We start from the raw sequence: 26141 nt of genomic DNA, 5'->3' as shown, positions 1-26141 counted from the left end.
ATATTATTTTAAATAACTCAAAATACCAACCACGAGCTCAATAAAAATCAATACGATAACGAGTACCGAAAGTAAATCTTCGCGCGTTGTATCGATTTTGCTTTGATAGACGGAAAGTACATCTTTGATAATATCGAGTTTTGTATTGAGCGAGTCTTTCCACGTTTTCAGATCGAGTTTTTCGACGAGCAGTGTATAAGTTTCCGCGACGTAAACATCCCCCGCAATTTTTACGCTACTTTCAATGCGCTCAATAATGACTGAAATTTCTACTTTGAGCCGATCAAGATTACTAACTGGATCTTTTGCGAGAGAACTAATAAACGGAATATAGGCGGTGAGCGGTAGGGTCCACGCTTCTTGTTGATAGACTACATTAAGTTGTTGATCGAGAATGCGGTCGTAATAATGCAATTCTAATTGCTGAATATTTGCAAATTCAAAAAGATCTAGAATTTCAACATAATCTTCGTCATAAACAAACGCTGCAGCTGTATCAATGATAATTAAATCTCCACGATAGTAACCGGTCGCCGATTCCATGATCGCATCTTTTTGATATTCCGAAAGGCTTTCCGTTTCAAACTGCAACAGGGAAACGATCGTGCTGCCATGGTTTTGCTTAAGGTCGATCACGCTCAATTGTGGATCTTGATCAACTTGTATTACTACGTACGAATTGCGCAAATGAAAGAATCTCGCCTGCTTAATATAATTTTTTATTTTGCTAAATATAGCATGTGCATCAGCAATACTTTGTTCGCGAAATTCCGCGTCCAGCGTATTGAGCGTTTTTTTCATCGTCTCCAACGTGTCTTTAAAAGGCACCTTGTAAACGAGAGAAATAACACCAAAACCATGCAGCGTTGCCTTAATGCATTTGGAGTTGGCAGACGCTTGGGGAAGGTCAACTGCCAGAGGGATATGGTAATTTTTAAAATATTTAGAAAGAGTATGTTGTTTAATTAAGAGTTCATTGCTTGCTTCAACTTTGTTGAGCGCAATATCCTCTCCCACATCAAATGCGTAGAAAATGAAAAAATTGCCGGAAACTATATTGGCTTCATTTCCTTCAACCAGCTGCTTCTCCGTTTTCATTTCGTATTCCCTTTTTTTTACGAATCCGATTTTTTTAAGATAGCAAGGAACGCTTCATGCGGTACCTCAACGCTACCAACTTGCTTCATTTTCTTTTTTCCTTCTTTCTGCTTTTCAAGCAGCTTGCGTTTACGAGAAATATCGCCGCCATAACATTTTGCGGTAACGTTTTTTCGTAATGCAGAAATCGATTCTCGTGCGATAATTTTGGCACCGATCGCGGCTTGAATTGCCACTTCAAAGAGCTGACGTTTAATCACTTCTTTAAGGCGCGCAACCAAATCTTTGCCTTCTTGATACGCTTTATCGCTGTGCACAATAGATGAGAGTGCGTCTACCGGTTTACCATTTAAGAGCACGTCCATCTTAACCAAATCACCCGGCTGGAACCCAGCTTCTTCATAATCAAAGCTAGCGTATCCTGAACTGATCGATTTAAGTTGATCATAAAAATCGGTGGCAACTTCATTGAGCGGAAGCGAATAATGCATAATAACGCGATCTTCGCTCAAATAAGAAAGTTCCTTCTGCACGCCACGTTTATCCTGACAAAGTTTGATGATACCGCCCAAGTATTCTTTAGGAACGATAATGGTTGCGTTAATCACCGGCTCCATTACTTCTTCAATCTGGCTCGGATCAGGAAAATCAGCAGGACTTTCTATATTTACTATTTCGTTGGTATGCGATTTGCGAATTTTGTAAAGAACGCTGGGCGCGGTAACAATTGCGGTGATGCCGTATTCTTGTTCAAGGCGCTGCTTGAAAACATCCATATGAAGCAACCCCAGAAACCCACATTTGAATCCGAGCCCCAACGCTACAGAAGTTTTTTTCTCGACCGTTACGCTTGCATCGTTGAGTGTTAATTTTTCAATGGCGGTTCGCAATAACTCGAATTCGGTATTATCAATCGGGTAGATACCCGCGAATACCATTGGTTTTGCAGGTTTGAAGCCTGGAAATGGTACCACTTCTTTGCGTGCTTGATAAATTGTATCCCCAATGCGCGCTTCTTTAACGGTTTTCATACCAGAAATTAGATAGCCCACTTGGCCCGCATAAAGCGATTCCATTGGCGTTTGATCCGGATACATTAACCCGAGTTCTAAAACTTCGTATTGCACGTTTGAGTGTGCCAGCTCAATAATATCGCCTTTGCTAATTTTTCCATCTTTGATTGCTAAAAGACAAACGACTCCTTTGTACTCATCAAACCATGAATCAAAGAGAAGTGCCTTAAGCGGCTTATCGAGTGAACTTTCTGGCGCCGGAATGCGTTCAATCACCGCATCTAATATTTGCTGAATCCCGATTCCAGATTTTGCAGATGTTCCGATTACCTCGGGTTCATCAAAATCGAACATTTTTTTCATTTCGCCAAGAACTCGTGGCAGATCGGCCGTAGCAAGGTCAACTTTATTAATTGCTGGAATAATAGAAAGTCCTTGCTCAAATGCTAAGTAAAAGTTTGCAATAGTTTGAGCTTCTACACCTTGCGAAGCATCAACGAGCAAAAGCGCACCCTGACAGGCGTACAATGACCGAGAAACTTCATAACTAAAATCTACGTGTCCCGGAGTATCAATTAAATTTAAAAGATACGTTTTTCCCTTATAGGTGTGAAACATCGAAGCGGTTTGGGCTTTGACGGTGATACCTCTTTCTTTCTCCACCTGCAGTTTATCAAGAAACTGTTCGTGATGCTTAAGATTTGAAAGAGTGCCGGTGGTTTCAAGCAAGCGATCGGAAAGTGACGATTTTCCATGATCGATGTGAGCAATAATCGAGAAATTGCGAATACGGTCTGGCGTAAAATCTTGTAATTTTATTTTTTTTATATCCATGATATTCAAGATGAAGGATTGAGAAATGTTAGTTGCATATGTGCAGTTTACTTGAACATCCCGAATTTGTAAATTTCCAGGCCCCGGTAGAGCAAAACCTCCATGGTCATTCAATTCCCGCTTTTTTTCGTAAAGATAATTCATCTGTAGGACTGCACACAGGAAGACAGCAGGCTGAAGAGGTTAATTCATAAATAATGTTTTTTAATTCTTGCGCTTGTTTAAAATTGCTAATCTTATTTATTCCGAGCTTTTGAAATGCCATCAATGAAGCGGAGCATTGATGTGCCTTTGAAAGTCTCATGAAGTCTTTAAAAAAAATGCCAGCTTTTTCGATCGCTTCTTTAGATAAATTATCCCGTAAGTCCTGAACGTCATACCAACCTTTATGAAGGAAATAATTATTGTCCGTGAAATCCACTAACTCAATAAAGACTTTCTTAGGCTTGCACGACTTTGATTTTTGATACTGACGGGGTTTTAAAAACGGATTCATGGCAGATAACGCTAATTGGGCCCCTGCTAATAGGAACAATGTAGAAAACACGCGAGGAGAAAAGAATGGCTTCATAAGATCCTCTTTTAACAAATGTTAAGTGCTTATTTTTTGCACTGGTGACTCTATTTTATCAATGTTCTTGAACTTGTCTCCTTTTGAAATTCAGGATATTATTAAAGTATATATTCTTGCATTAACGCAAAACATTCAATAACTTCTCAATCAAAAGAAATTAGTGCGGTATTTAGAAAGGTCATGGTATGTCATCTTCAACTCATGATGCTCAAAACGAAAATCTTACCGGCAAACTTAAGCCAGTTTTGATTGAGGATGAGCTCAAAAGTTCGTTTCTTGATTATGCGATGTCGGTCGTCGTTAGCCGGGCAATTCCCGATGTGCGTGATGGATTGAAGCCGGTACATCGCCGTGTGCTTTATACCATGAATCAGCTTGGTTTTCACTATAACAAACCGTATCACAAATCGGTACGTATCGTGGGTGAAGTACTTGGTAAGTATCATCCGCATGGTGATCAAGCGGTCTATAATACCATGGTGGGGATGGTTCAAGAGTTTTCAAAGCGGTATCCACTTTTGGATGGCCAAGGAAACTGGGGATCTGTAGACGGTGATAATGCTGCAGCAATGCGTTATACCGAAGTACGCATGGAAAAGATTTCTCAGGAAATTTTGGCGGACCTTGATAAAGAGACCGTTCACTTTGTTCCAAACTTTGACGAATCGACCGTTGAACCGATTGTGCTTCCAAGCAAATTGCCAAACTTGTTGATCAACGGAACTTCCGGAATCGCCGTGGGTATGGCTACCGCAATTCCACCCCACAATTTGGGTGAAGTGATCGATGCTTGCTTGGCTTATCTAGCAAATGAATCGATGACCGATGAAGAACTCTTTGAAAAAATTCCGGCGCCCGATTTTCCAACAGGCGGCATTATTTGCGGCCGTGCTGGTATTGTGCGCGCTTATAAAACAGGACGCGGCAATTTAATTTTACGCGGCGTTGTTGAAATTGAAGAAACAAAAAAAGGAAGTGCGCTTGTTATTTACGAGCTTCCGTACCAAGTAAACAAAGCTGAACTTATTATCAAAGTTGCAGACTTGGTTAAAGATAAAATTATCGACGGCATTTCCAATATTCGCGATGAGTCTGATAAAAAAGGTATGCGCGTTGTGATTGAACTCAAGCGCGGAGAAATTCCGACCGTTGTGCTCAATCAGTTGTATAAGTTTACTCAATTAGAGACCAGCGTTTCGATTCTAATGCTTGGGTTACTTGAAAATCGTCCATTGATTTTCAGCTTGCGTGATCTGATTCGTGAGTTTCTTTTGCATCGCCAAGAAGTTATTTATAAACGAACTGTCTACGATCTTGGCAGAGCGCAAGCGCGCGAACATCTTCTTGCTGGCTTCATTATTGTTCTTAATAATATTGATGAAGTGGTTGCGCTCATAAAAGCTTCATCTACGCCAGAAGAGGCGATTGCAAAATTAAATCAGCGCTTTTTGCTTACTCAAGAACAAGGAAAAGCGGTTCTTGAAATGCGCTTGCAACGTTTAACGGGGCTCGAACAAGAAAAAATATTTGCAGAAATGGAAGATCTCAAAAAAATTATCAACGGCCTCAAATTAATCTTGGCCGATAAGACGATTTTGAAAAAAGAGATCGAGAAAGAATTGGTTACTATTAAAACCGATTATGCAGATCCTCGTAGAACAAAAATTGAAGGACCGATCGATATTCTAACCGAAGCGGATCTCATTCCTGACGAAGAAACCGTCGTTACCCTTACCGATCGCGGTTATCTCAAGCGCGTTCCACTTTCTACGTACGGTGTTCAGCATCGTGGCGGAAAAGGAAAAATGGGCATGGCGCCGCTCGAAGAATCGGGCGATTTTGTAAAAGATGTTTTTGTAGCCAAAACTCACGACGAATTAATGTTCTTCACGAATTTAGGACGCGTGTATAGCATGAACGTGTTTGAAGCCCCTGAAGGTTCTCGTACATCAAAAGGGCGTGCAATTGTTAACTTGCTCCAGCTAAATCCTAACGAGCACGTAGTTAAACTTCTGTGCATTCGTGAAATGGAAGGTAAATCGCTTGTGATGCTTACGAAGAATGGCATCATTAAACGTACCGATGCTGGTGAATTTTCGAATATTCGTAGCTCAGGAATTCGCGCGGTAAGTTTGCGCGACGGCGATGAATTAGTATTCTGTGCTCTAAGTTCGGGAAATGATTCAATCGTGATTGCATCAGCAAAGGGCCAAGGTATTCGCTTTAAGGAAACTGAAGTGCGCCAAATGGGCCGCCAAGCATCCGGTGTTATGGGAATTCGTTTGCGTGGAGGAGATCGCGTTGTTGGCATGGAAGTGATAGCTGATGATCGCGATATTTTATTCGCGACATCTCGCGGCTATGGAAAACGCGTTAAAGCTGAAGATTTCCGTGTTGCGCATCGTGGCGGATATGGCGTTCGCACAATTCCAACCGATACACGAAACGGGGAAGTTATCGGGCTCTGCGCCGTTACCGATGAATCGAACGTTCTTCTTATTGATACGACCGGAAAAATGATTCGACTTTCGCCAACAGAAATTCGCACAATGGGCAGACAAGCTAAAGGTGTTCGTTTGATTCGAATGGATGAAGAGCAAAGACTTGCGCATTTAGTCGCGTTTGAAGAAGCTACCGATGAAGTAATTGAAAATGAACCAACAAGTGGTTCTGCTCCTGCAGAAATTAAAACCGATGCATTTGAAACGGATCATCAAGTAAGTATTTTTGATATGGATGTTAATACTTCCTCACAAGATATTTTTAAAGCGCTTAACTTTGATGAGCAATTAAGCGATGAGGGTATTGATTCGTAATCGGCATGAAAGAAACTATTGCACAACTGGCTCTACATCTTTCGCTTATAAAGGGAGTAGGGCCTGGTTTGTGCAAGCGATTGCACGATGCGCTGGGCGATAATCTGCATCTTTTGTATACGTTAAATGCAAAAGAATTAGGATCGTTCGGCTTTTCGGAGCAAACGGCGCAGTTCATTATTTCTGGGCTTGCAGATCGATCCGCTCTCGATCAAGAAGTTAATTTACTCGAAAAAAATAATATTTCTTTCGTAACGCTTTTTGATAAAAATTATCCTCCGCTTTTAAAAGAGATTCATTTACCTCCCGTTGTTCTTTATTACAAGGGGCCACTATCGCAGCAAGAAGCGCTGGCGGTTGTGGGATCCCGTGATGCAAATAATTATGGCCACTATGCAATTGAACAATTTATTCCTGAGTTGGTTGCGCACAACTTTACGATCGTAAGCGGCGGTGCACTAGGAGCCGATGCGATGGCGCATCGAGCTACGCTAAAAGCTGGCGGTAGAACAATTGTTGTATTGGGTTCTGGATTGCTTAAATGGTATCCAGCTACTAACCAACGATTATTTCAATCGGTTTTGGATAATGGCGGGACGCTTATGAGTTCATTTGCGCTAGAAACTACCCCGGTTCCAGGAAACTTTCCCGCACGAAATAGGATTATCGCTGGGCTTTCGCGCGGTTGCTTGGTTGTTCAAGCAGCTCAAGAAAGTGGGGCTAAAATTACGGCACTTTTTGCCCTAGAACAAGGAAGAGAAGTTTTTGCAGTTCCCGGCCCAATTAGTGATCCATTGAGCGCTGGCTGCCATAGTTTGATACAGCAGGGTGCAAAATTGGTACACACCGCCAAAGATATTTTGGCAGAATTTAATCTGGTGCCGGTGCAAAAAATCGAAGCGGCGCAAGAAAAAGAAAAAAGTTCTACCGTTGCGGAACAAATTACGATAAATTTTTCGCTTCCTCTTGCACAACAAATAGTTCAAGCCTGCATACGGCCACTTTCGCTTGACCAATTAGTTGAACAACTGGGCAGTGATTTGGCGACCTGCCAGGCAGCGATTTTTGATTTACAACTTGCGGGTGTTCTTGAACAAACTCTGAATGGAATGTGGCAAAAAAGTGTATAGAGCATTGATGAAAGAACTCAGCCAAATTAAGAGGGCACTATGATACTATGGGATGTAAGTGGCGTTCTATTCAAATCTGATACCTGGCGCCTTTCGTTTTACGAAATTGGCTGGTCTGCGTGCGCGCAATACCTTCTTGTTGATAGAAAAAGTATAGATCACCTAAAAAGTATTTTGTTTGATGATCTTCTTTTTCGTTTGAACCCCAAAGAGACGCAAGAAGAGCTCGCTCGAATGCCCGATGGCTCGAAAATGTCTCCAATGATGATGGCGTGGCTCAAAGGCGAAGTTAACGGGCCAGAAATGATTCGTTCACTGAAGGCTTTAATTGAAGAACTAGATAGAAAAAACTATTTTTATTCCAAGCGTGAAAGAGACTTGATTCTCAAGGTAATAAAAGTTGTTTTTGATCCGGCGATTATTGCGCGTTATACCAAACCGATTAACAAAGGCGCAGAACTTTTAAACGAGAGCCGAGCGAATGGCAATCGTAACGGCATCGTTTCAAATTGGGATTCACTCTCATTTGATCATCTTAATAATTCTCCGCATGGCAAATCGGTATTTTCGCTGGTTGAGGCGAACGATATTTTTATTTCCGGTAAATGCGGTTTAATAAAACCCAATCAAAAGCTTTTTGAGACAATTCTCGAGCGTTGCAATGTTATCCCCGAAAAATGCTTTTTTATCGATGATCAGCCTGAAAATATTGCCGCAGCGGCACAAAGCGGGATCAAGGGGCATTGCCTTGGTGACGGGGACTATAAGCGACTCAAAGAAGTGCTTATCGGTCATGGGTATTTATAAGGCTCATTGTGTTTTTTTGCCCTATGGGTATGCTTAATTGAGAAAAGCTTCACCAGAAGGGAAGAAAATGATAGTATCAAATTCAATTAGAAAACATTTTTTGTTTTTAGCGCTCGTGCTTTCTGTTTTTGCGGCAGATGCGCAAAAAACCGTACTATGGGATATTGGCGGTGTTCTTTTTAAGCCTGATATGTGGGGTATTTCCTATTATGAGCTTGGTTGGACCGACTATGCCAAATACATAGTTTTCGACCAAAAAAGTCCCTTCCACATCAAAGATTTGTTATTTGAAGATATTTTATACCGCTTGAATCACCATGCGGGTGAGCAACAGTTTATCGCCTATTTGCCTGATGGTGGGCTTATGCCTCCTATTATGATGGATTGGCTCAAAGGCAAAATTACTGGCCAAGAGATCGTTTCATTGGCTTTCCAAGTGATTAAAGAGCTTGATGGGCAGCATTATTTCTCAAGCGAACATGAACGAGTTATGCTGGAAAAGATGGTAAAAGTAGTATTTGATCCACAGGTTTTAGGGCGCTATACCAAGCCCATTTCTGCCGGAATAGAGCTCGTTGCATCATGCGCTAAGAACGGATGCACCAATATGATTATATCAAATTGGGACCCGATATCGTTTAGCGTTTTAATGCGTTCTTCCCATGGAAGAAAAGGTCTGCGTCATTTTGATCCAGGCAATATTTTCATCTCTGGCAGCTATGGAATGATGAAGCCGGATAGCGCTGTTTTTAGAAAAGTGCTTGAAATGTACCAACTTAATCCAAGCGAATGCTTTTTTGTGGATGATCAAATTGAAAATATCCATGCTGCGCAAGCTTTAGGTATAAAGTGCCATTGGTTACAGAAGGGTGATTATAAAGGTTTAAAACGCGCACTTATCCAAGCAGGTTTTTTACCCGCGGATTAAGAACGTTTTTTGCGTTTTAGCCCAATTTACTGTACCATAGGACAAGAAATTAAAAATTGCTAATTATTAACTACATGTTGGAGTTTTCGTATGCCAGTACCAAAACGTAAGCGGTCCCGAGCGCGCCGCGATTCTAGATTTGCAAATAAAGGTCTCAAGGTTAAAGCGATTACCACCTGCAAACAATGCAATGAACCACTTTCTCCGCACGTTGCGTGCAAGGGTTGCGGTTTCTATAAGGGTGTTAAAGTTATCGCTACCAAAAACGAGCGTGTTGTAAAGCGCCAAGAAATTCGCGCTAAACAAAAAACACAACAAGCTGGCAGCGAGCCTCAAGCTGCACAATAATATTCGAATAGCCAAAGCTTGTTAGTAAACCTATGATAGCATTAGATGCGATGGGGGGCGATTTTGCTCCCCACGCGATAGTTCTGGGTGGATTGCTTGCTGCTCGCAAAGGAATTAAGATTGGGCTTTATGGAGACCAAGATCGTATCCTTGAGAGCCTTGATAAGCAAGACAGCGACTGGAAAAAGTTACCCATTTCAATCATCCACTGTTCCCAAACAATAGAGATGGAAGACGAACCGTCTTCTGCTATTTTGCGCAAAAAAGATGCTTCGCTGGTCGTAGCATTGAACGATGTGGCAAAAGGGGAAGCATATGCGTTTGTTTCTGCCGGAAACACCGGTGCCTGCTTGGTGGGTGGTATGCTTCTTATAGGTAAAACAGAGGGAATATTGCGGCCAGCAATTGGTGAATTTATTCCTGCGCTTCATGGATCGGTTTTCTTTATCGATCTTGGTGCGAATGTCGACTGTAAGCCGGATCATTTAAAACAGTTTGCCATTATGGGCGATGTGTACGTTAAGCTCAAAAAAAATATTACTTCTCCCCGCATTGCGCTCCTTTCAAATGGCGCCGAGCGAACAAAAGGCAATAAAGCTGTTTTAGAAGCGCATGAGCTTTTGGCTTCATCAGGATTAAATTTTATTGGCAATCGTGAACCGCATGATATCTTACATGGTGAAGTTGATGTCGTGGTTTGCGATGGGTTTGCAGGTAATATTATGCTGAAATCTCTCGAGGGAATGCTTTCTTTAATTCCAAAAGTCGTGGACCGTGAATGCAGAAAAACATGGATCGGTCGCTGCTTGGGATTTTTAGGAGGCCGTTTGCTTAAGCGACTAAAAAGAAATGTCGCTCGCGTGCAAAAAGGCGGAGCGCTTCTTTTGGGAGTGCGAAAACCGATTATTATTGCGCACGGTGCATCGCAAGCATCTGCTATCGAAGATGCACTTCTTTACGCGCATACGATTCATCAGACGAGGTTTGTTGATCGTTTTAACGAATCGGTAGAATCAATGTTGAACAATTCTTCAATGCTACAAAAACCTCTTAACGCATCTTCTATTTCTGAGCGTTGAGAGTTTTTGTGTCCTGTGCTACGTTGTGCCTAATTCATTTTATTATTTGAGTAAGGAGAAATTATGGAATTATCATCATATCTCTCAGTTGATTTCTGGCTCACTTATGGCGAGCGCTATAAAAATTATTTAATGGCTGCTGGTATTGCTTTAGCGATTATTATTGCAGGCTCATTTTATTGGTATACGTCTTATACGAGAAAACAAGAGCTAGCGGTTGCTACGCTTTCCGATATTTTTCATGACGCTGCTCGAGCGCAGCAAAACGCTGAGCTCTGGGCTGAAGTAGAAATGGCTGCGCGCACCGGCTATAAACAGTTCAGTGCAACTAACTGCGCGCCGTACTTTTTGGCATTGCAGGCCGAATCGCTTCTTCATATGGGAAAACGAGATGAATCCCTTGCGATGATGGAAGAAGTAATCAAGGGTCTCAATTCTCGCTCGCCACTTTATTATGTATATGCAATTAAACAAGCGCGCATGATGCTTGATACTCAGGATGAAAAAATACAGCAAGATGGCTTTGCAAAACTTGAGCTTATAGCGCAAGCAAAAGATAATAAACAAGCTGATGAAGCATTATATTACATCGGACAACATTATGTTGCCCTTGGTAATTCAGCTGCTGCTAAAGCTGCGTTTGAAAAAGTTTTTGAGATAACGAAAAATCAGGCTTCAGATTATCCATCGCCTTGGGTTAAATTGGCGCAAGAAGCGGTGCAGGAGTTTGCATGAAGCGCATTCGGGTACGATTTGCACCTTCTCCAACAGGGCATTTGCATATTGGTGGTTTACGTACAGCTCTTTTTAATTGGCTTTTTGCGCGGCACAATAATGGTGATTTTCTGCTCCGTATAGAAGATACCGATATTGAACGTTCAAAACCCGAATTTACCGATTCGATTCTTGAATCTCTCGAATGGACATCAATTGAAAGTGATGAACCATTAGTTATTCAAACGGAACGAATGGCGATTTATAAAGAAAAAATTCAATGGCTTTTGCAACACGCAAAAGCATACCGCTGTTTTTGTGCAGCGGCTCCTATGCGCAGCGAAGATGACTATTTCAAGTATGATGGCAAATGCCGTTTGAGAAAACCTGAAATTGGCGACGAGAACGTGCCACATGTTGTTCGCATTAAATTACCGTTGGAACAAAAAACAATAGAATTTAACGATATTATTCGCGGGCTGATTGTGTTTGAAACGACGCAATTAGATGATTTTATTATTGCGCGAACCGATGGAACGCCGATTTATAATTTTGTCGTGGTTGTGGATGATGCACTAATGAATATCTCGCATATTATTCGTGGCGAAGACCATATTTCCAATACGCCAAAACAAATTGTGCTTTATAATGCGTTCGGTTTTGATGTTCCGTATTTTGCACATTTACCGCTTATTTTGGGGCCATCAGGTGCACGTTTAAGTAAGCGTGATGCAGCAACTGCAGTAACTGATTATAAAAAAAATGGTTATCTGGCAGATGCGCTTTGCAATTATTTGGTGCGGCTTGGTTGGGCTCATGGCGATCAAGAAATCTTTACTCGTGAACAATTAGTTTCGCTCTTTACGCTCGATGCCGTTGGCAAAAAAGCTGCTATTTTTGATCAAGCAAAACTTGATTGGGTAAATAGCATGTACCTTAAAGAACTTGATGCTAAAAAGATTTTGTCTTTTATTACGCGCGATGTTGAGCCCGGTTTTGTTGCGGCTCTTTCCGATTGGAATGAAGCAACCATTCTAAAAGCTATTGATCTTTATAAGGGACGCGTAAAAACGATGCGCGAATTAATTGATGAAATAAATGGATTCTATCATGCTTCCGCGCGCGCTACAAATGAAGAAGTGCAGCAATTTGGTACGGCGCAAGCAGCTCTTTTATTGCAAGATTTTAATGATGCAGTTAAAACAATGGCGGTAGTCGATAGTTCAACCGTTGGAGAGATTGCAAAGCGACTCGCTGCTGAGCGGGGCATCAAATTAGTTGAACTTGCGCAGCCGATTCGATTAGCTTTAACGGGTAAAGTACATGGGCCCGGTGCATTCGATATTGTTGCACTTTTGGGTAAACAAGAGAGTTGCAAACGCTTGGAACGTTTTGTAAACGAGTACGGTACTCGCGTTTAGCAAACTACATTTCTAGGGGAACGCGCAGATGAAAATTGGCATGCTGTTTCCAGATTATGGGAGCCAATATGTTGGCATGGGAAAAGAACTTTATGATACTTCCCGCATTATGCAGGAGTATTTTGAAGAAGCTTCAACTTGCCTAAATATTAATTTCGTTAAACTTTGTTTCGCTTCTTCTGAGCAAGAGCTTGCTCAAATTGATCACGCTTATACCTCTATTTTTCTTGTAAGCTGCGCGATTTCAGCGCTTTTAAAAGAAAAAGAAATAATCCCGCAGGTTGTTTCAGGTTATGGAATTGGCCAATGGTGCGCATTGCATGCGGCAGGCAGCTTGAGTCTGCCCGATGGTCTCTATTTTCTTTCAAAATACGCACATTTTTATCAGGAACTTTTAACAACATTAGAGCCACGCATCTTAGAACAAGAAGGCATGGAGATTGTCAAAGTTCGTGAGTTATGCAAAGAATATAAACATGCCTCAATAAGCGCTTACCATACGAACAATAAACTTCGCATATCCGGTTTAAAAGATGAGATGATCGGTGTGGAAGATGAACTTAAGCAGCAGGATGCTCAAACCGATGACATTTCTGTTTTTGCAGGGCTTCATAGTTCGCTAATGAAACCGGTACAGGATCACTTGCGCACGTATCTAGAGAAAATAGACTTTCATGATTTGCAAATTCCGCTCATCTCGACTATCGATGGAAGTTCACTTTTAAGTGGCAGCCAAGCGCGCGAAAAAATTATGGAACAAATCGTTAGTCCAATTCACTGGGATAAAGTAATTAAGTCGATTGCCGATTGGGATTTAATTATTCATGTGGGGCCAGGCGATTCACTACAGAAAATCGTGCGTGACTATTATCCAGAAAAGCGGCATATTGCGATAAATAGTTTGACTGACGTTGAAAATCTTTTGGTTTTAATTAAATAATAGCAACAGCCTCAATTTATTGTGGAGCATTATGGCAAACTTTGATTCTCAAGATACCTATCAAAAAATGGTAACAATTATTTCGGATGTCTTGCATGTCGATAAACAAAAAGTTACCCGCGATACTTCATTAGAACAGTTAGGTGCAGATTCGCTTGATAAACTAGAAATAGTTATGAAGCTCGAAGAAGAGTTTGGTATAGAGATAGAAGATCAAGAAGCTGCCAAAATAGATTCTATTAATGAGGCTGTGGAAAAAATTAATGGATTGCGCACCAAATAATTATGCTATTTGGGGGAGAGAAGCGCAGAGTTTTTCCGCTAATGCTAAACGATCTTTATGCTTCGGATGAGTGATACCTGAGTCGTAGCGCCCATTATCAATGAGATAATGTTGTATAAATTCTTTGTATCCTTGCGCATATTCATTATTTTTTAATGCAGTTTCAATATCGGCACGAAATTCGCAAAAGCGGCAATGTGTATTGAGTGGGCAATCTATACTGCCATTACCTTTTTTAATATCAGCTTCATTCTGGATTACGGTATGAAGATCGCTATCTTGGTTCATGATATGATGCAATTCATGGCCGATAACAAATTTTTGTTCTTGTTTTGATAACGTTTTCATTTCTTCTTCATGAATGTGAATAGTTTTACCAGAAGTAAATGCTGGCGCTGATTTAGTTGTGCGCGTAAAGAAAATCTCATTTTTATCCACACCGAAATCGTTGAGAACTTCCTGAGAAATTTTTTCAAAGTACGGAGAGAGCTTTTGTGTTTCGATTGTTGGAAGTGGTGGCAGTTCATCTATTTTTTCTAAGCATTCATTTTTTGTAAGACCAATTGAACCGATTTTCTTCCAGGCATCTTGTTCGAGCTGTTGTAAATATGAAACCATAACGCATTGAATGTTGTTCTGATTATTGTTTTTTTGTAGATATACTACTCCAATAATAGTTAATGCGGCTATTGCTAATAACAGTACTATTTTGTAATTAAAGTTCATGTTTTCTCCATTAATTTCTATTATGCAGTCTGAAATGTTGCATAAATTTCTTTGGCCATTGCAACGCGATTTTTAAAGAGAGGATGAGATGTTTCTTCATCATCATCATAGGGCTCTGAGGCGTTTCGCATTTGGGCAAACTCAATATAGCCTTGCGCATAATCGGGGCCTGCCATAGCTGCTTTAATATCTGCGCGCCATTCTATAAATCGAGAAAATTCATTGAGCGGGTAATCACTTCTAGGAGATTCCCAGTCGAGTTTTTGATTTGATAAATTATCTATCGCTGCTTTGCAGAAACAATCTTTGTGCAATATATGCTGTGCCTCATGACCTAACACGAATTTTTGCGCATTTTCTGGAAGTGAATGCAGCTCTTTTTCGTTAATAAAAAGTGTATCTTCTTCAACTTCAGCCGGCGAGCTACTATCAATAGGCTGTATCGAGATCGAGTTTGGATCTATACCGAACGAACTTAATACTTCTTTTGCCAAGTTGATCGTTTTTTTAGAAAGCTTTTGGCTGATGCGAGTTTTTTTCGCATGCATTTTATTATATTGTTTTTCTGTTGGAATAATTTCTGCAAGACATTCATCTTTATTAACGCCAACCGTTGCTAATGAATCCCATGCTTTTTTTTCAAAGGTAGCAAGTTGTTCATTAAATTTATTTACCGGTTGGGCTTCTTTTGTCTTGAGAAAATAAAGGCCGGTTGCCATCAGAATGCATGCAATAATTCCTGTAAAAACTTTGCGTATATTTTTCATTATAGCCTCCTTTTTTTTTGCCAAGGCAATTATGCTTGTGCTACTTCTGAATAAATTTCTTTAGCTAATGCTAGGCGTTCGCTATTTTTTGGATGCGAAATACCTGCATTTTCTCCACTGCGCTTAATTGATTCATCCATGTACGTAACATATGCCTGGGCATATTTAGGACCTATCATAGCAGCATTAATATCAGCACGCGTCTCTATAAAACGAGAATACTGATTAAACGGATTATCCATAGAAGAGTCATCCTGCTCTGTGCTATGAAGCTTTACCGTTTCGCGCAATGCGCAAATTGTTGAGCCGTCTTTGAATCGCATATGTTGAAATTCGTGTGCTAATGCAAAGAGCTGCGATTCTCTTGATAGAGCTTTAAACTTATTCTCATTAATAAGAAGTAATCCGTCAGTTGCAGCGGCAGGTGAACCATCATCAAATGTTGTTATTGTCACTGTCTCTGGATCGATATTTAAATCGTGCATTACTTCATGAATCACGGAAAGTACTTCGGGTGAGATATCAGCTTGTTGCGTTTCAGCATCTTCTTTTAGATACCGGGGTAAGTATTCTTCATAAAATGATTCAAACTCATTCTGTTTTATTCCGGCTGATTCTAACGAATCCCATACTTGATGCTGTCTATCAGTAATCAATTGCTCGTAATGCTTCTGGGTGCCAGTTTTGCTTGGCTTATATATTTTTTTATAAAATATATAAGTTGCAACTGTTAAAATTGATATCGCTAATAGTGTTGTTTTTTTATTAAATAGTTTCATTTTTTATCTCCATCTTTTTAATTAAGCTGTTGTTTGCATTGCTGAATGAATTTCTTGTGCTAATGCAAATCGATCGTTATCAGAAGGGTGATTTGGTTCTGCTTGTTCACCCTCGTTAAGCGATGCTTGTGTAAATTCCAAATACCCTTGGGCAAATGGGCCGCCTTTAAGCGCCGCATTCGCATCTGCACGAAACTCGCAGAATCGAGAATAGTAATTCAGAGGATCGTTAAAACTATTTATTTGATAGCTTAGATTTTTATCTGCTAATATAGCTTCCAATGCTGAAATATGCAGATAATCCTTATAGATGATATGCTGTGTTTCGTGTGCAAGAATAAAGAGCTGCGCATTTCTTGAATAGCTGTTCAGCAATTTTTCATTTATGAGTAAAGTAGTTTCTGAAGCACATGCAGCGCAATCTCTCTCAGTTGCGACAATTTTTATGCTTGCTGGATCAATCCCGCATGAAGCTAAAACTTCCGCAGCTAATTTCTGCGTTTTTTCTGAAAGCTCAGTTGTACTGTGCGCTTTTTCGTTCTGTCTTCTTATGTGGTCAGGCTCAAGCTCAGTTGCTTTAGCTTCAAGTAGAGCTTTATTAATATCAAATGCATTTAAATAAGCCCAGGTATTCTGTTCTTCTTTTGAAAGATAATTGTATGCGTATTCTATAGGATTGTTTGTATTTTTATCAGCGTATTTATAATAGCATCCGAAACCTACTAAAAGTCCCGCGATGGTAAGAGCGCTTATTTGTAAGAATTTCTTCATCATATCTACCTCCATTTTCTAAGTAAGATATATTTCTATTATTAAATATAACCTATTTAAAGCTTTTGTCTAGTACATTCTTTATATAAAATCGAGAGAAAATTGGTAACTCTGTATAAGAAATGTCGATTTTCAGATGGCTGCTAAGATCTCTCGGGCGAGATTTAATCGGTCACTATTCTTTGGGTGGGTTATTCCATTAGTATCGCCCCTTGAAGCGATCATTTCCTGTATGAAGGCAACATATCCCTGAGCGTATTCCCTGCTGAAGGTGGCCGCTTTGATATCGGCCCTGAGCTCGGTAAAGCGGAGATATGCACAAACGGGCGCATCGGCGTTTATTTTGCCATTTTTTACAGTGTTTTCTAAAAAGTGGCAGAAAGAATTGTCTTTATAAATAATATGCTGGATTTCATGGGCTATCAAAAAAAGCTGGGCAGGGGCAGAGAATCTTAGGAAAACTTCCTTATTTACAAAGAGGGAAAAACTACGTGTACCAAGGGGAGAATCGGTCTCTGAGCCAACGATGCTTATTGATCTGGGGTTTATACCAAAATCGCTCATAGCTCGGTAAAAAAGGGTTAACGTTTCTTGTGGGAGGTCGACTTTTGGGAAATCAAAGTTTGTTTGATAGCGCTGGGCTTCCTTAAAATAAGGAGCGAGCAGTGAATCTTGATAAATGCCGATTTTTTCAAACTGCTGCCAGCATTGATTTTCTTCTGCCAAGAGTTTTTCGTTATAATGATTTATCGCATCATAGTTTGCAGAGAAAGAAGGGGAAGAGATTGATAAAAAAATACCCAAAAGAATGGGTGATATATGCTTTAAACCGTCCATTTGAGCCTCCATTACTTTCCATTATAATTGAGAGAGGCCAAACGTCAAATAGGCTTTCTATAAAAAATGTCAGCACATGGGCAAAAAAAATGCCCCTTTGAGCATCCATAAGAAGCTTTAAAGGGGCAAACTTAATTAAACTAACGAATTACTGTTCGTAAGTTTGACCGACCATAAGCTTTGGAGCTTCAGTAGCGCAGTCAGAAGGACATTCCCAAGAATAAGAAACGTGCTTAGTTCTTTGAGCAGGTTCTTCAACGCGAACGTAGCGAACGCAGCATGGAGCTTGCGGGCAAGTTTCTTCAACTACGCGTTCAGCGCAGCAACGTTTTTTTGGACAAGAGTTACAAGAATTATAACCATAACGTGCATCTGCGTCGAATGCGAACAATGCGGCAACTGCTAGAGCAGCTAGTACGAGCTTCTTCATATGCTCTCCTTTAATAAGGGTTAATATTGCTTAGTATTTGTAGGCTAATCCTACATACTTATTACCATTTTCGTACAAACTGAATATAAAATGCAATAATTAAAAGTATAAAATGTGTCAAATAGAAATAATTTAAGACATGAGAAAGCTCTCTTTTGCCCGCTTTCTTCATGAGTTTCTCGGGTGAAAATCAAAGAATCGGATATTTTTCCATGGGGTAAAAATGATTAATGCAGACAAAAGAAGAAAGTTTAGAAATTGTATAAAAATTGCCAGATTTGCGGGGTTTTTGGTTTTTTACTGTCCCTGTACCGAAAGTTGGCATTACCAGTCAGAAAAACGATTCTGCTGGCAGCATTGAGAATTGGGCTGCTGAAATGCAGCTATTTTATCAGCGTCTGGAAAACGCCTCTTTACGTAAAAAAAGCCCGGAGTTTTTCCGGGCTTTTTTATTCTCAGCAAAATGAAAAATCTTTAAATGAAGGTGAATCCGCCTTTGATCCAAACGCCCCATTGATCAAATGCGCGGCCATTGCTGCCTGAAATTTCAACTTCTCCGCCAATTCCCAAGAACGGTAGATAGTCGCAATTTTCCCAGGTATAGCCAAAGTGCGTAAAGAATTTGTTTGAATATGCACCAGGATTTGCAGCAGAATCAGGGTCGATGCTATCGTTTGTGATTGTTACAGGGCTGCTTGCATCTGCTGTTGGTGGTTGAAATGTACCATTGATCATCGTAAGGCTTTGCGTATTATTTCCAGCGCCTGGAACTGGAGCTGTAGGGGTTAAGCCTTGCAGTCCATAGGTGCCGTTGGGAATATCTTGCGTGATAGCGATTTTATCTTTTGAGATTCCCCACACGTTGTAACCGACGTCGATCGTCCAGCTTTTGTGTTTATAATCAAACATCAGTGCTGCATCGCCGTGAATATCATTTTGTACTTTACACTCAAGAGTTAAAATATTTGCACCAAAAACAACTTCGTTTTGATAGGTTCCATTCAAGAATCGCTTGAATAATAGATAGCGACTACCAATGCCGTTGTTCTTTAAATCAAACGTGCGGTGTTGGCGTGCATAAAATACGTGATAGGCGTTCCCCTCAAAATACATCCCGAATGATTGATCGCAACCGTTGTTCCACATTTCATAATGGGCCGTAAGACCGGCGCCAAATTCAACGTGGTGTCCATTACCAAAAACTGGCTCAAAAAGAAATTCGCCACGGGGTCTATTTCCTGTTGGCGCAATAAGAGCAAGTTGAACGCTCAGATGAGAACAATCGGAGCGCCAGAAATTATAGCCAAGGAAGAACGTTAAATCTGCGACGCCCGCTTTTGATTTTTTGCCATCTACTTTTGCAAAATTTAATCCCTGGCGCAAATGCGGTAAGCTTGCATCGGTTACGCCGCCTTTCCACGCTTCGATAATACTGTTAAGTGGAGATGGTTGTACGGCAGGATTTCCGAAAGTATTTGCAGGAAAACCGGGCGATCCTGTATTGGTAACAATTTCTTCAAGCCCCATATCCCAGCTTGTCCAACCGAATGGAACGTCTACACGAAAATAAAGGCCGCATACCAATTCATCCAGGCCCAAATAAAGGTTCATATCGAAAATAAAATTACGCACTAAAGGATGCGCAGAAACCGTGCCGAAAAAATTAGGATTTAAAAGGAAGTTTTGTGCAAAAACATCGGTGCTTGCGCCTGCAGGATCGGGCATTCCCGTTATGGTGGTTTTAGCTGGGCCGAACGTCATAGTATCGGTGCCATTAAAGAATAAAAATTCTCCGATTTTTTTACCGCGGAATGTTTGGCCATATTCACCAATAAACGCGATGCTACCATTTAAGCAATCAAGATCGGGTAAATAAAGATGGTGCGCTTGCCCCGCCATCCAGCGAGCTTCATTTGATCCCTGAGAGCGTTGGCGATAAAATGATTTACCAAAAACGGTACTCATATCGGCCGAAATGCTGTGAACTGTCATAAGGGCGAGAACCCCGAGCAGCCTTTTGAGATGATGCTTCATATAAACTCCTTAATTAAAATCAAAAACCAAGCTAACGCTACTATTTTTCATTTTTTTCGTCAATGCAGTTTGCGCTTGCTCAGCGGTTATTTATACTTGGAGGAAAATCTCACCCCAGCAGAAAGTAGTTTCGATGGTATTTGGTTTTCTTATTATCAGTTTTTGTGCAGCAGTGCTTGAAATGCTGCCAATTAGTAGTTCGACGCATATCGCCGTGCTTACGAACGTATTGCAAAATTATGGCGTGTTTGCGTATGACAATGAACTACTTAAAGCGCTCGATTTTTTACTGCATGGTCCAATGGTTATTGTACTCATTATATTTTTTTTTAATCGGTGGCGATTGTTGCCACGATTTTTTTTAAAAAACCGTTACTCGTTCCTAAACTATTTAATATGTGGATTTATTGCAGAGTTCGTCACGCTGATGTTTTTTATTTTTTTTGAATATAGCGGCATGAGCGGATGGCCACGTTGGCTCGGTTTTTTATTAACGGCACTTGCATTATTAAGCGATCGTTTGTTGGGCGCACAAGAACAATCAACTCAATGGAATAAGATAAATGCGTTCATTTTGGGCGTTGCTCAAGGAATCGCCTTTTTGCCTGGAGTTTCGCGATTTGGGTTAACATTTGCGGCAGCTCGATGGCGCGGATTTTCTTTGCGGCATGCGCTTGAGCTTTCTTTTTTGATTGAGTTTCCGATAAGTTGCGCCGCCACACTAAAAGGATTTTACGATATGCACAAACTGCATGCGCTCAATCTCTTGAATTGGCAATGGCAGTTGACTATGGTGATAGCGATAGTAGTTGCGGTTGCACTTTTATTTCTCGTCAGAAAAATAATAATGGCACGCAAATGGTGGTTATTCGGCTGGTATGCTGCAATCTTATCAGCAGTTTCATTGCTGAATGGGCACGCATAATTTAAGTAAAGGGGGGCGTATGGTTTATGAATGGTTGTATCGCATGAGAGGGTATTCATTTCGCACAATTGTGTTTATACTGGCGCTATTTTTTCTCGCATGCTTTTTGGCTCTTTCACTGTGGACCTATTGCCCAACAGATAGTTCACTTTTTTATCAATCAAGCGAAAATTCTCACACAACAAACAAAGCTGGATTTCTCGGCGCACATATAGCAGCGCTTTTTTATTTTTTATTTGGCACGAGTGCGCTTTTTTTTGCAGTTTTTTTATTTTTCTTAACATGGCACTTTTTTTATTATGGCGATGTAAAAAAAATTCACTCGCAGCTGATTGGATGGTCATTATTTGTGATGAGTTCATGCATGGTTGGTGCATGGTATCATGTGTGCGTAATGAGAACCGGTTTTTTGCCTGGCGGGGTTTTGGGCAATGCTTTGGTTGCAAAAATGATTCGCTTTGATCAATTTTTAGTTGGCTTGTGTTTGCATAGTATTCTGCTCATTTCTCTCATTTTAATTTCGCGAGCATCAGTTTTAAAATTGCCGAATTATTTGATGATTGTTTTTTATCGCTTAAAAATCTTTAAGCAATTTTTTTCAATTGTTGTATTGCCAATCAGATTATTGAAAAACACAATCACTCGTATTAAGGATTCATTTATTACGCTGCTTGTCGGCACTGCGGATCAAGAAAAAACTAATCATTCGACAGAAATACTTAATGATGCCATATGGCATATGATTTCTGAAAAAAATAATACACAAGAAAAAAAATCATCTCCGTTGCAACACGAAAAAATTGAAAAAAAATCTCCTTTTGCCGAGCGCAAAAAAGAGACAGCGTCATTATATAATTTACCAACCGCATCAATTTTTTCTTCTCCAGATGTGAGCAAAGAAGAAATGCATTTAGCAAAAAAACACGAGCAATTAGCATTAATACTTGAAGAAAAATTGCAGCGTTTTGGTATTCAAGGCCGTGTTGTTGGTATTAAAGCGGGCCCGGTTGTTACCCTTTTTGAATATCAGCCCCATATCGATGCAAAGGTGAGCAGAATTCTTGCTCTTGAGGATGATTTAGCTTTAGCACTTCAAGCAATTTCTATTCGTATCATTGCACCAATACCAGGAAGATCGCTCGTAGGTTTTGAAGTTGCAAATCAAACTCGCCTGCCTGTTTATTTTTCTCATTTGCTGCAAAGTTCCGAATGGCAAAAAACAACGGCTCAGTTACCGCTTATTTTAGGAGCCGATACGAGCGGAAACAAGATGATCGTCGATCTTGCTGCAATGCCACATTTATTAATTGCGGGATCAACAGGATCTGGAAAATCGGTTGCACTGAATGCGATGATCGTGAGCCTGCTGTGCAAAAAAACACCAGAACAATTACGACTTATTTTAATTGACCCAAAACGCCTTGAGTTTGCAGCGTATGCTGATATTGCACATTTGCTTTTCCCTATTGTTGATGATCCAAAGCAAGCGGGAGTTGCACTCAAATGGGCGGTTCAAGAAATGGAGCGCCGTTATCAACTTCTTGCAGCTGCGGGCGTTCGTCATCTTTATGATTACCAAAAATTATGCGCTGGCGATGCGTTACGAGAAAAATTACCGCTCATTGTTATCATTATTGATGAACTTTCAGATTTAATGATGGTTGCTTCCAAAGAAGTAGAATTGCGCATTGCGCGTATTGCTCAAATGGCTCGCGCTGCAGGAATTCATTTGATTGTTGCAACGCAGCGGCCATCGGTTGATGTTATTACCGGGATTATTAAAGTTAATTTTCCAAGTAGAATTGCTTTTAAGGTTTCATCAAAAATTGATTCGCGCATTATTCTTGATTGCGCCGGAGCCGATAAATTATTGGGTAAAGGGGATATGCTTTATTTGGATGCAGCGGGCCAGATAATTCGCGTGCACGGAGCATTCATTTCAGATAAAGAGCGCGAAGGTGTTGCGCAGCATATAAAAGAACAACAAGATGTGGAATATTGCGATATGAACGATCTTGTTTCTATCCAAGAAGGTGAGGATATTGATGAAAGTGATCAAGATCTTTATAAAGAAGTTATAGAATTTTTAAAATCGGTTGACGAAGTTTCCATTTCCTTATTGCAACGAAAATTCAGAATAGGATACAATCGCTCCGCACGCATTATTGATTCACTTCAGGCTCAAGGACTTATTATTTCGACTGAAGGTGGTAAAACGCGTAAAGTTCTGCGTTGAGAAGATCTTTTTTATTTTTGTATTTCTTGACAATCGATCAAAAAAAGGACATTTTTTCAACAAACTGAAAAAACTAAAGATCTGCATGCATTAAAGAAGGCGGAGATTCTTCATGATAATTTCTGATTTTATACGCAGCGTTTTGCCAACTAGTTCGTTTCTTTATGCACCACTTCAAGCTGATGCTACGTGGGCTATAGATAGTCGTACCATTCAAAAAGGTGATATTTTCGTTGCGATTCGTGGAAACAATCTTGATGGGCACCATTTTGTCGCCGATGCATTTTCACGCGGCGCAGCTGGATGCATGATTGAAAAAAATCAAGAATCATTGCTTTCAAAAATTGATAAAGCAATTTTGAAAGAAAAAACGGTTATCATTGTGGATAACACGCAACAGGCACTTGCAAGGCTTGCGGTGGCGGTGCGCCAAAAATTTTCTGGGCCAGTTATTGGTATTACCGGTTCTATTGGAAAGACATCAACCAAAGAAGCGATTGCGTCAATTCTCAAAGCCAATAATCAACCTTATTTAGCAAGTACCGGTACCCAAAACACGGTTCTTGGTATTTCGCTCACCTTGCTTAAATTAAGAGCAGAGCATCAAGTTATCGTTTTAGAACTTGGCATTTCAAAACGTGGCGAGATGGCACGTTTAGTTGAGATTGCGCAGCCAACCATTGGCTTGATAACTGCCGTTGGCCATAGCCACATGGAAGGGCTTGGCTCTATTATTGATATCGCTAACGAAAAAAGAGATATCTTTAAATATTTTAAAGAAGATAATATCGGGATCATTAACGGTGATCAACCGTTGCTTGCAAACGTAGCGTATAATCACCCGGTAATAAAATTTGGATCAAAAACAACCAATCAAGTACAAGCGCGCAAAGTTCAAGCAACGAGCGATTCGCTTAATTTTACGCTCAAACTTTATGGGCAAAAATATAAAATTACGTTGCCAACAAATCATAAAGGGGCAGTTTTGCACTGGCTTGCAGCTGCCAGCATTGCGTATCTTATTGGCATAGATAATCAGATGATCGTTGATTGCATGCAAAAACCAGTTGTGGTTCCCGGCAGATTTGAGCGCCGTCGCCTCAAACTTGGAAACGGCATTATTATTAACGATTGCTATAATGCAAGCCCAGAAAGCATGAAAGCTGCATTAACGGCATTTCAGCATGTTCAAACTTCGGGGCATAAAATCGCAATTCTTGGCGATATGCTCGAGCTTGGCGTTAATAGCCCATTTTGGCATCGCCAAATTGGTCGATTCTTGCGCAAGGTGCCAACCGTTCGTGATCTTATTCTGGTAGGATCGCACATCGAATGGACGAAAAAAACTTTGCCTCTAGGGGTAAAAGTTGAAGTGGTACCAACATGGAAAGAAGCATCACAAAAATTAAAAGAGCGCTTATCGCAAGAAGTGTGTATACTGGTAAAAGCTTCTCGCGGAATAGCTCTTAATAATTTAGTGGACGAATTTAGTTTATGACGACAGACGAAAAACCATATCATATACCGGTACTTCTAGATGAAGTTATTGAATTCATGGCGCCTAAACCCAAAGGCATCTATGGAGATGTTACTTTTGGCGGTGGCGGGCACACGCGCGCACTCTTGGAAAAACAACCAAAGTGCGAAGTGGTTGCCATGGATTGGGATACGGTCGCTCTTGAAAAAAATGGTGAAAAGCTCCTTGAGGAATATCCAAAAAGATTAACACTCGTTTGGGGAAATTTTTCTCAAGTTGATAAGCATCTTAAAAAGGCCGGCTTTGATTATGTGGATGCACTCCTTGCCGATTTTGGTACTTCTTTTTATCAATTAACTGAGCGTGCAGGTTTTTCGTTTAATAAAGATACACCGCTGGATATGAGAATGTCTCCCGCGCATCAAAAGACAACCGCTGCTGAAGTTTTAAACAGAGCCTCCGAAGAAACGCTGCGCGATATTTTTACCCATTTAGGTGAAGAACCCAAAGCAAAAGCTATCGCGCGCGCAATAGTTGAAGAACGCAAAAAACAATCGATTCGTACGACAAAACAGTTGACCCTGATTATTGAACGAGTCTTGGGTGTGCGCGGTTCGCGCAAAATTCATCCAGCAACGAAAGTTTTTCAGGCGTTGCGCCTTTACATAAATAAAGAGATTGAAAATATCGAATCCTTTTTAGTTTCTGCAATGCGTATTATTAAGCCAGGTGGGCGATTGGTATGCATTAGTTTTCACTCTTTGGAAGATCGCTTAGTAAAGCAGTTTTTTAAAGAGCAAGAAAAGCTTGGCCACACGATTATCACCCCAAAGGTGGTAGTGCCAACAGAAGAGGAAATTAAGCGAAATCCGGCAAGCCGATCGGCAAAATTGCGCGTTTTAGAGTTAAAATCCGTATAAAATATCTGATTTTGTCGTGCATGGAGCGTAAAAGCTTTAATCCATTTCTTTATTCTTAATGCGCTGAATTTCGAAAAAAGGCCTAAGTAACCAATGTGCGGTGGCGATACTTTTGATTATTTTTTACTGCGTTTTTTAGCCAAAAAAATAAACGTAAAAAATTTGACAAAAGCCCCCATGGACGTTACATTATGAACCAGTTGGTTTAAATAAGACCAATAGGAGAGAGTAAACCTGAAATTCCTAAGGACGCT

The 26141-nt window shown here is 40.5% G+C and carries 24 protein-coding genes; 14 read left to right on the top strand and 10 right to left on the bottom strand.

The features are described 5' to 3' along the window. Window positions 1-3: 3 nt before the first annotated feature. The 3 genes from HYX58_03110 to HYX58_03100 form a co-directional block, all read right to left on the bottom strand. The gene (locus HYX58_03110) at window positions 4-1098 is read right to left on the bottom strand and encodes a hypothetical protein (protein ID MBI2774971.1); all 1095 of its coding nucleotides are present in this window, start codon (window positions 1096-1098) and stop codon (window positions 4-6) included. A gap of 17 nt (window positions 1099-1115) precedes the next feature. Next, window positions 1116-2945 carry an elongation factor 4 gene (gene lepA, locus HYX58_03105; GenBank protein ID MBI2774970.1) on the bottom strand — a complete coding sequence of 610 codons (1830 nt, stop codon included), beginning with the start codon at window positions 2943-2945 and terminating at the stop codon, window positions 1116-1118. A gap of 106 nt (window positions 2946-3051) precedes the next feature. After that, window positions 3052-3516: a hypothetical protein gene (locus tag HYX58_03100; GenBank protein MBI2774969.1), complete on the bottom strand. Its 465-nt coding sequence runs from the start codon at window positions 3514-3516 to the stop codon at window positions 3052-3054. A gap of 188 nt (window positions 3517-3704) precedes the next feature. Between HYX58_03100 and gyrA the strand changes: the two genes are divergently transcribed. From gyrA to acpP, 10 genes are all read left to right on the top strand, one after another. After that, entirely contained in the window at window positions 3705-6335 is a 2631-nt protein-coding gene (gyrA, locus tag HYX58_03095; GenBank protein ID MBI2774968.1) for a DNA gyrase subunit A, read from the top strand. Window positions 6336-6340: 5 nt separating this feature from the next. Further along, window positions 6341-7465: a DNA-protecting protein DprA gene (gene dprA / locus HYX58_03090; protein MBI2774967.1), complete on the top strand. Its 1125-nt coding sequence runs from the start codon at window positions 6341-6343 to the stop codon at window positions 7463-7465. Between the two features lie 39 nt (window positions 7466-7504). After that, window positions 7505-8272, top strand: coding sequence for an HAD-IA family hydrolase (locus tag HYX58_03085; protein ID MBI2774966.1), 768 nt, complete (start codon window positions 7505-7507; stop codon window positions 8270-8272). Between the two features lie 67 nt (window positions 8273-8339). After that, window positions 8340-9200: an HAD-IA family hydrolase gene (locus tag HYX58_03080; protein ID MBI2774965.1), complete on the top strand. Its 861-nt coding sequence runs from the start codon at window positions 8340-8342 to the stop codon at window positions 9198-9200. Window positions 9201-9290: 90 nt separating this feature from the next. Continuing rightward, a complete protein-coding gene (gene rpmF / locus HYX58_03075) occupies window positions 9291-9548 on the top strand; it encodes a 50S ribosomal protein L32 (GenBank protein MBI2774964.1) in 258 nt (85 codons plus the stop codon). Window positions 9549-9580: 32 nt separating this feature from the next. Then, complete coding sequence (gene plsX / locus HYX58_03070; protein ID MBI2774963.1) at window positions 9581-10627, top strand: phosphate acyltransferase PlsX; 1047 nt, start codon at window positions 9581-9583, stop codon at window positions 10625-10627. Window positions 10628-10690: 63 nt separating this feature from the next. Then, window positions 10691-11362 carry a hypothetical protein gene (locus HYX58_03065; protein MBI2774962.1) on the top strand — a complete coding sequence of 224 codons (672 nt, stop codon included), beginning with the start codon at window positions 10691-10693 and terminating at the stop codon, window positions 11360-11362. Further along, window positions 11359-12762: a glutamate--tRNA ligase gene (locus HYX58_03060; GenBank protein MBI2774961.1), complete on the top strand. Its 1404-nt coding sequence runs from the start codon at window positions 11359-11361 to the stop codon at window positions 12760-12762. The genes HYX58_03065 and HYX58_03060 overlap by 4 nt, the downstream gene beginning before the upstream one ends. A gap of 28 nt (window positions 12763-12790) precedes the next feature. Further along, on the top strand, window positions 12791-13702 hold the full coding sequence (locus tag HYX58_03055) for an ACP S-malonyltransferase (GenBank protein MBI2774960.1): 912 nt from the start codon (window positions 12791-12793) through the stop codon (window positions 13700-13702). A gap of 31 nt (window positions 13703-13733) precedes the next feature. Further along, entirely contained in the window at window positions 13734-13985 is a 252-nt protein-coding gene (gene acpP, locus HYX58_03050) for an acyl carrier protein (protein ID MBI2774959.1), read from the top strand. On the opposite strand, the gene HYX58_03045 is transcribed toward acpP, so the two are convergent. The 7 genes from HYX58_03045 to HYX58_03015 form a co-directional block, all read right to left on the bottom strand. Then, complete coding sequence (locus HYX58_03045) at window positions 13986-14711, bottom strand: M48 family metalloprotease (protein MBI2774958.1); 726 nt, start codon at window positions 14709-14711, stop codon at window positions 13986-13988. It abuts the gene before it with no gap. A gap of 20 nt (window positions 14712-14731) precedes the next feature. Then, on the bottom strand, window positions 14732-15478 hold the full coding sequence (locus tag HYX58_03040) for a hypothetical protein (GenBank protein MBI2774957.1): 747 nt from the start codon (window positions 15476-15478) through the stop codon (window positions 14732-14734). A 29-nt stretch (window positions 15479-15507) separates the two neighbouring features. Continuing rightward, window positions 15508-16257 (bottom strand): hypothetical protein, encoded by a 750-nt coding sequence (locus tag HYX58_03035; GenBank protein MBI2774956.1) that lies wholly within the window; start codon window positions 16255-16257, stop codon window positions 15508-15510. A gap of 21 nt (window positions 16258-16278) precedes the next feature. After that, window positions 16279-17031 (bottom strand): hypothetical protein, encoded by a 753-nt coding sequence (locus HYX58_03030; GenBank protein MBI2774955.1) that lies wholly within the window; start codon window positions 17029-17031, stop codon window positions 16279-16281. Window positions 17032-17160: 129 nt separating this feature from the next. Next, entirely contained in the window at window positions 17161-17865 is a 705-nt protein-coding gene (locus tag HYX58_03025; GenBank protein MBI2774954.1) for a hypothetical protein, read from the bottom strand. A gap of 148 nt (window positions 17866-18013) precedes the next feature. Then, complete coding sequence (locus HYX58_03020) at window positions 18014-18295, bottom strand: hypothetical protein (GenBank protein MBI2774953.1); 282 nt, start codon at window positions 18293-18295, stop codon at window positions 18014-18016. Between the two features lie 474 nt (window positions 18296-18769). Beyond that, window positions 18770-20329: a hypothetical protein gene (locus HYX58_03015; GenBank protein ID MBI2774952.1), complete on the bottom strand. Its 1560-nt coding sequence runs from the start codon at window positions 20327-20329 to the stop codon at window positions 18770-18772. 133 nt (window positions 20330-20462) lie between these two features. On the opposite strand from HYX58_03015, the gene HYX58_03010 reads away from it, so the two are divergent. The 4 genes from HYX58_03010 to rsmH all read left to right on the top strand — a co-directional run bounded on the left by HYX58_03010 (window position 20463) and on the right by rsmH (window position 25887). After that, a complete protein-coding gene (locus HYX58_03010; GenBank protein MBI2774951.1) occupies window positions 20463-21254 on the top strand; it encodes an undecaprenyl-diphosphate phosphatase in 792 nt (263 codons plus the stop codon). Window positions 21255-21273: 19 nt separating this feature from the next. Beyond that, window positions 21274-23490 carry a DNA translocase FtsK 4TM domain-containing protein gene (locus HYX58_03005; protein ID MBI2774950.1) on the top strand — a complete coding sequence of 739 codons (2217 nt, stop codon included), beginning with the start codon at window positions 21274-21276 and terminating at the stop codon, window positions 23488-23490. A 112-nt stretch (window positions 23491-23602) separates the two neighbouring features. Beyond that, window positions 23603-24988, top strand: a complete 1386-nt coding sequence (murF, locus tag HYX58_03000) for a UDP-N-acetylmuramoyl-tripeptide--D-alanyl-D-alanine ligase (GenBank protein MBI2774949.1) — start codon at window positions 23603-23605, stop codon at window positions 24986-24988. Then, window positions 24985-25887, top strand: coding sequence for a 16S rRNA (cytosine(1402)-N(4))-methyltransferase RsmH (gene rsmH / locus HYX58_02995; GenBank protein MBI2774948.1), 903 nt, complete (start codon window positions 24985-24987; stop codon window positions 25885-25887). Before murF ends, rsmH begins: the two co-directional genes overlap by 4 nt. Window positions 25888-26141 lie beyond the last annotated feature (254 nt).

This window comes from Candidatus Dependentiae bacterium (genome assembly GCA_016191325.1).
GTDB lineage: Bacteria > Babelota > Babeliae > Babelales > JACPOV01 > JACPOV01.
The sequence above is the reverse complement of the archived record's forward strand: the minus strand, read 5'-3'. Positions and strand labels throughout refer to the sequence as shown.

Bases quoted from the DNA above. Each gene is read 5' to 3' on its own strand.
- HYX58_03110 (MBI2774971.1), bottom strand. From the start codon at position 1,098: ATGAAAACGGAGAAGCAGCTGGTTGAAGGAAATGAAGCCAATATAGTT.
- plsX (MBI2774963.1), top strand. From the start codon at position 9,581: ATGATAGCATTAGATGCGATGGGGGGCGATTTTGCTCCCCACGCGATA.
- murF (MBI2774949.1), top strand. From the start codon at position 23,603: ATGATAATTTCTGATTTTATACGCAGCGTTTTGCCAACTAGTTCGTTT.
- HYX58_03060 (MBI2774961.1), top strand. From the start codon at position 11,359: ATGAAGCGCATTCGGGTACGATTTGCACCTTCTCCAACAGGGCATTTG.
- HYX58_03030 (MBI2774955.1), bottom strand. From the start codon at position 17,031: ATGATGAAGAAATTCTTACAAATAAGCGCTCTTACCATCGCGGGACTT.
- HYX58_03035 (MBI2774956.1), bottom strand. From the start codon at position 16,257: ATGAAACTATTTAATAAAAAAACAACACTATTAGCGATATCAATTTTA.
- HYX58_03020 (MBI2774953.1), bottom strand. From the start codon at position 18,295: ATGAAGAAGCTCGTACTAGCTGCTCTAGCAGTTGCCGCATTGTTCGCA.
- HYX58_03015 (MBI2774952.1), bottom strand. From the start codon at position 20,329: ATGAAGCATCATCTCAAAAGGCTGCTCGGGGTTCTCGCCCTTATGACA.
- HYX58_03100 (MBI2774969.1), bottom strand. From the start codon at position 3,516: ATGAAGCCATTCTTTTCTCCTCGCGTGTTTTCTACATTGTTCCTATTA.
- HYX58_03080 (MBI2774965.1), top strand. From the start codon at position 8,340: ATGATAGTATCAAATTCAATTAGAAAACATTTTTTGTTTTTAGCGCTC.
- HYX58_03040 (MBI2774957.1), bottom strand. From the start codon at position 15,478: ATGAAAAATATACGCAAAGTTTTTACAGGAATTATTGCATGCATTCTG.
- HYX58_03085 (MBI2774966.1), top strand. From the start codon at position 7,505: ATGATACTATGGGATGTAAGTGGCGTTCTATTCAAATCTGATACCTGG.
- HYX58_03005 (MBI2774950.1), top strand. From the start codon at position 21,274: ATGGTTTATGAATGGTTGTATCGCATGAGAGGGTATTCATTTCGCACA.
- acpP (MBI2774959.1), top strand. From the start codon at position 13,734: ATGGCAAACTTTGATTCTCAAGATACCTATCAAAAAATGGTAACAATT.
- HYX58_03025 (MBI2774954.1), bottom strand. From the start codon at position 17,865: ATGGACGGTTTAAAGCATATATCACCCATTCTTTTGGGTATTTTTTTA.
- rsmH (MBI2774948.1), top strand. From the start codon at position 24,985: ATGACGACAGACGAAAAACCATATCATATACCGGTACTTCTAGATGAA.
- HYX58_03010 (MBI2774951.1), top strand. From the start codon at position 20,463: ATGGTATTTGGTTTTCTTATTATCAGTTTTTGTGCAGCAGTGCTTGAA.
- rpmF (MBI2774964.1), top strand. From the start codon at position 9,291: ATGCCAGTACCAAAACGTAAGCGGTCCCGAGCGCGCCGCGATTCTAGA.
- HYX58_03065 (MBI2774962.1), top strand. From the start codon at position 10,691: ATGGAATTATCATCATATCTCTCAGTTGATTTCTGGCTCACTTATGGC.
- HYX58_03055 (MBI2774960.1), top strand. From the start codon at position 12,791: ATGAAAATTGGCATGCTGTTTCCAGATTATGGGAGCCAATATGTTGGC.
- dprA (MBI2774967.1), top strand. From the start codon at position 6,341: ATGAAAGAAACTATTGCACAACTGGCTCTACATCTTTCGCTTATAAAG.
- lepA (MBI2774970.1), bottom strand. From the start codon at position 2,945: ATGGATATAAAAAAAATAAAATTACAAGATTTTACGCCAGACCGTATT.
- gyrA (MBI2774968.1), top strand. From the start codon at position 3,705: ATGTCATCTTCAACTCATGATGCTCAAAACGAAAATCTTACCGGCAAA.
- HYX58_03045 (MBI2774958.1), bottom strand. From the start codon at position 14,711: ATGAACTTTAATTACAAAATAGTACTGTTATTAGCAATAGCCGCATTA.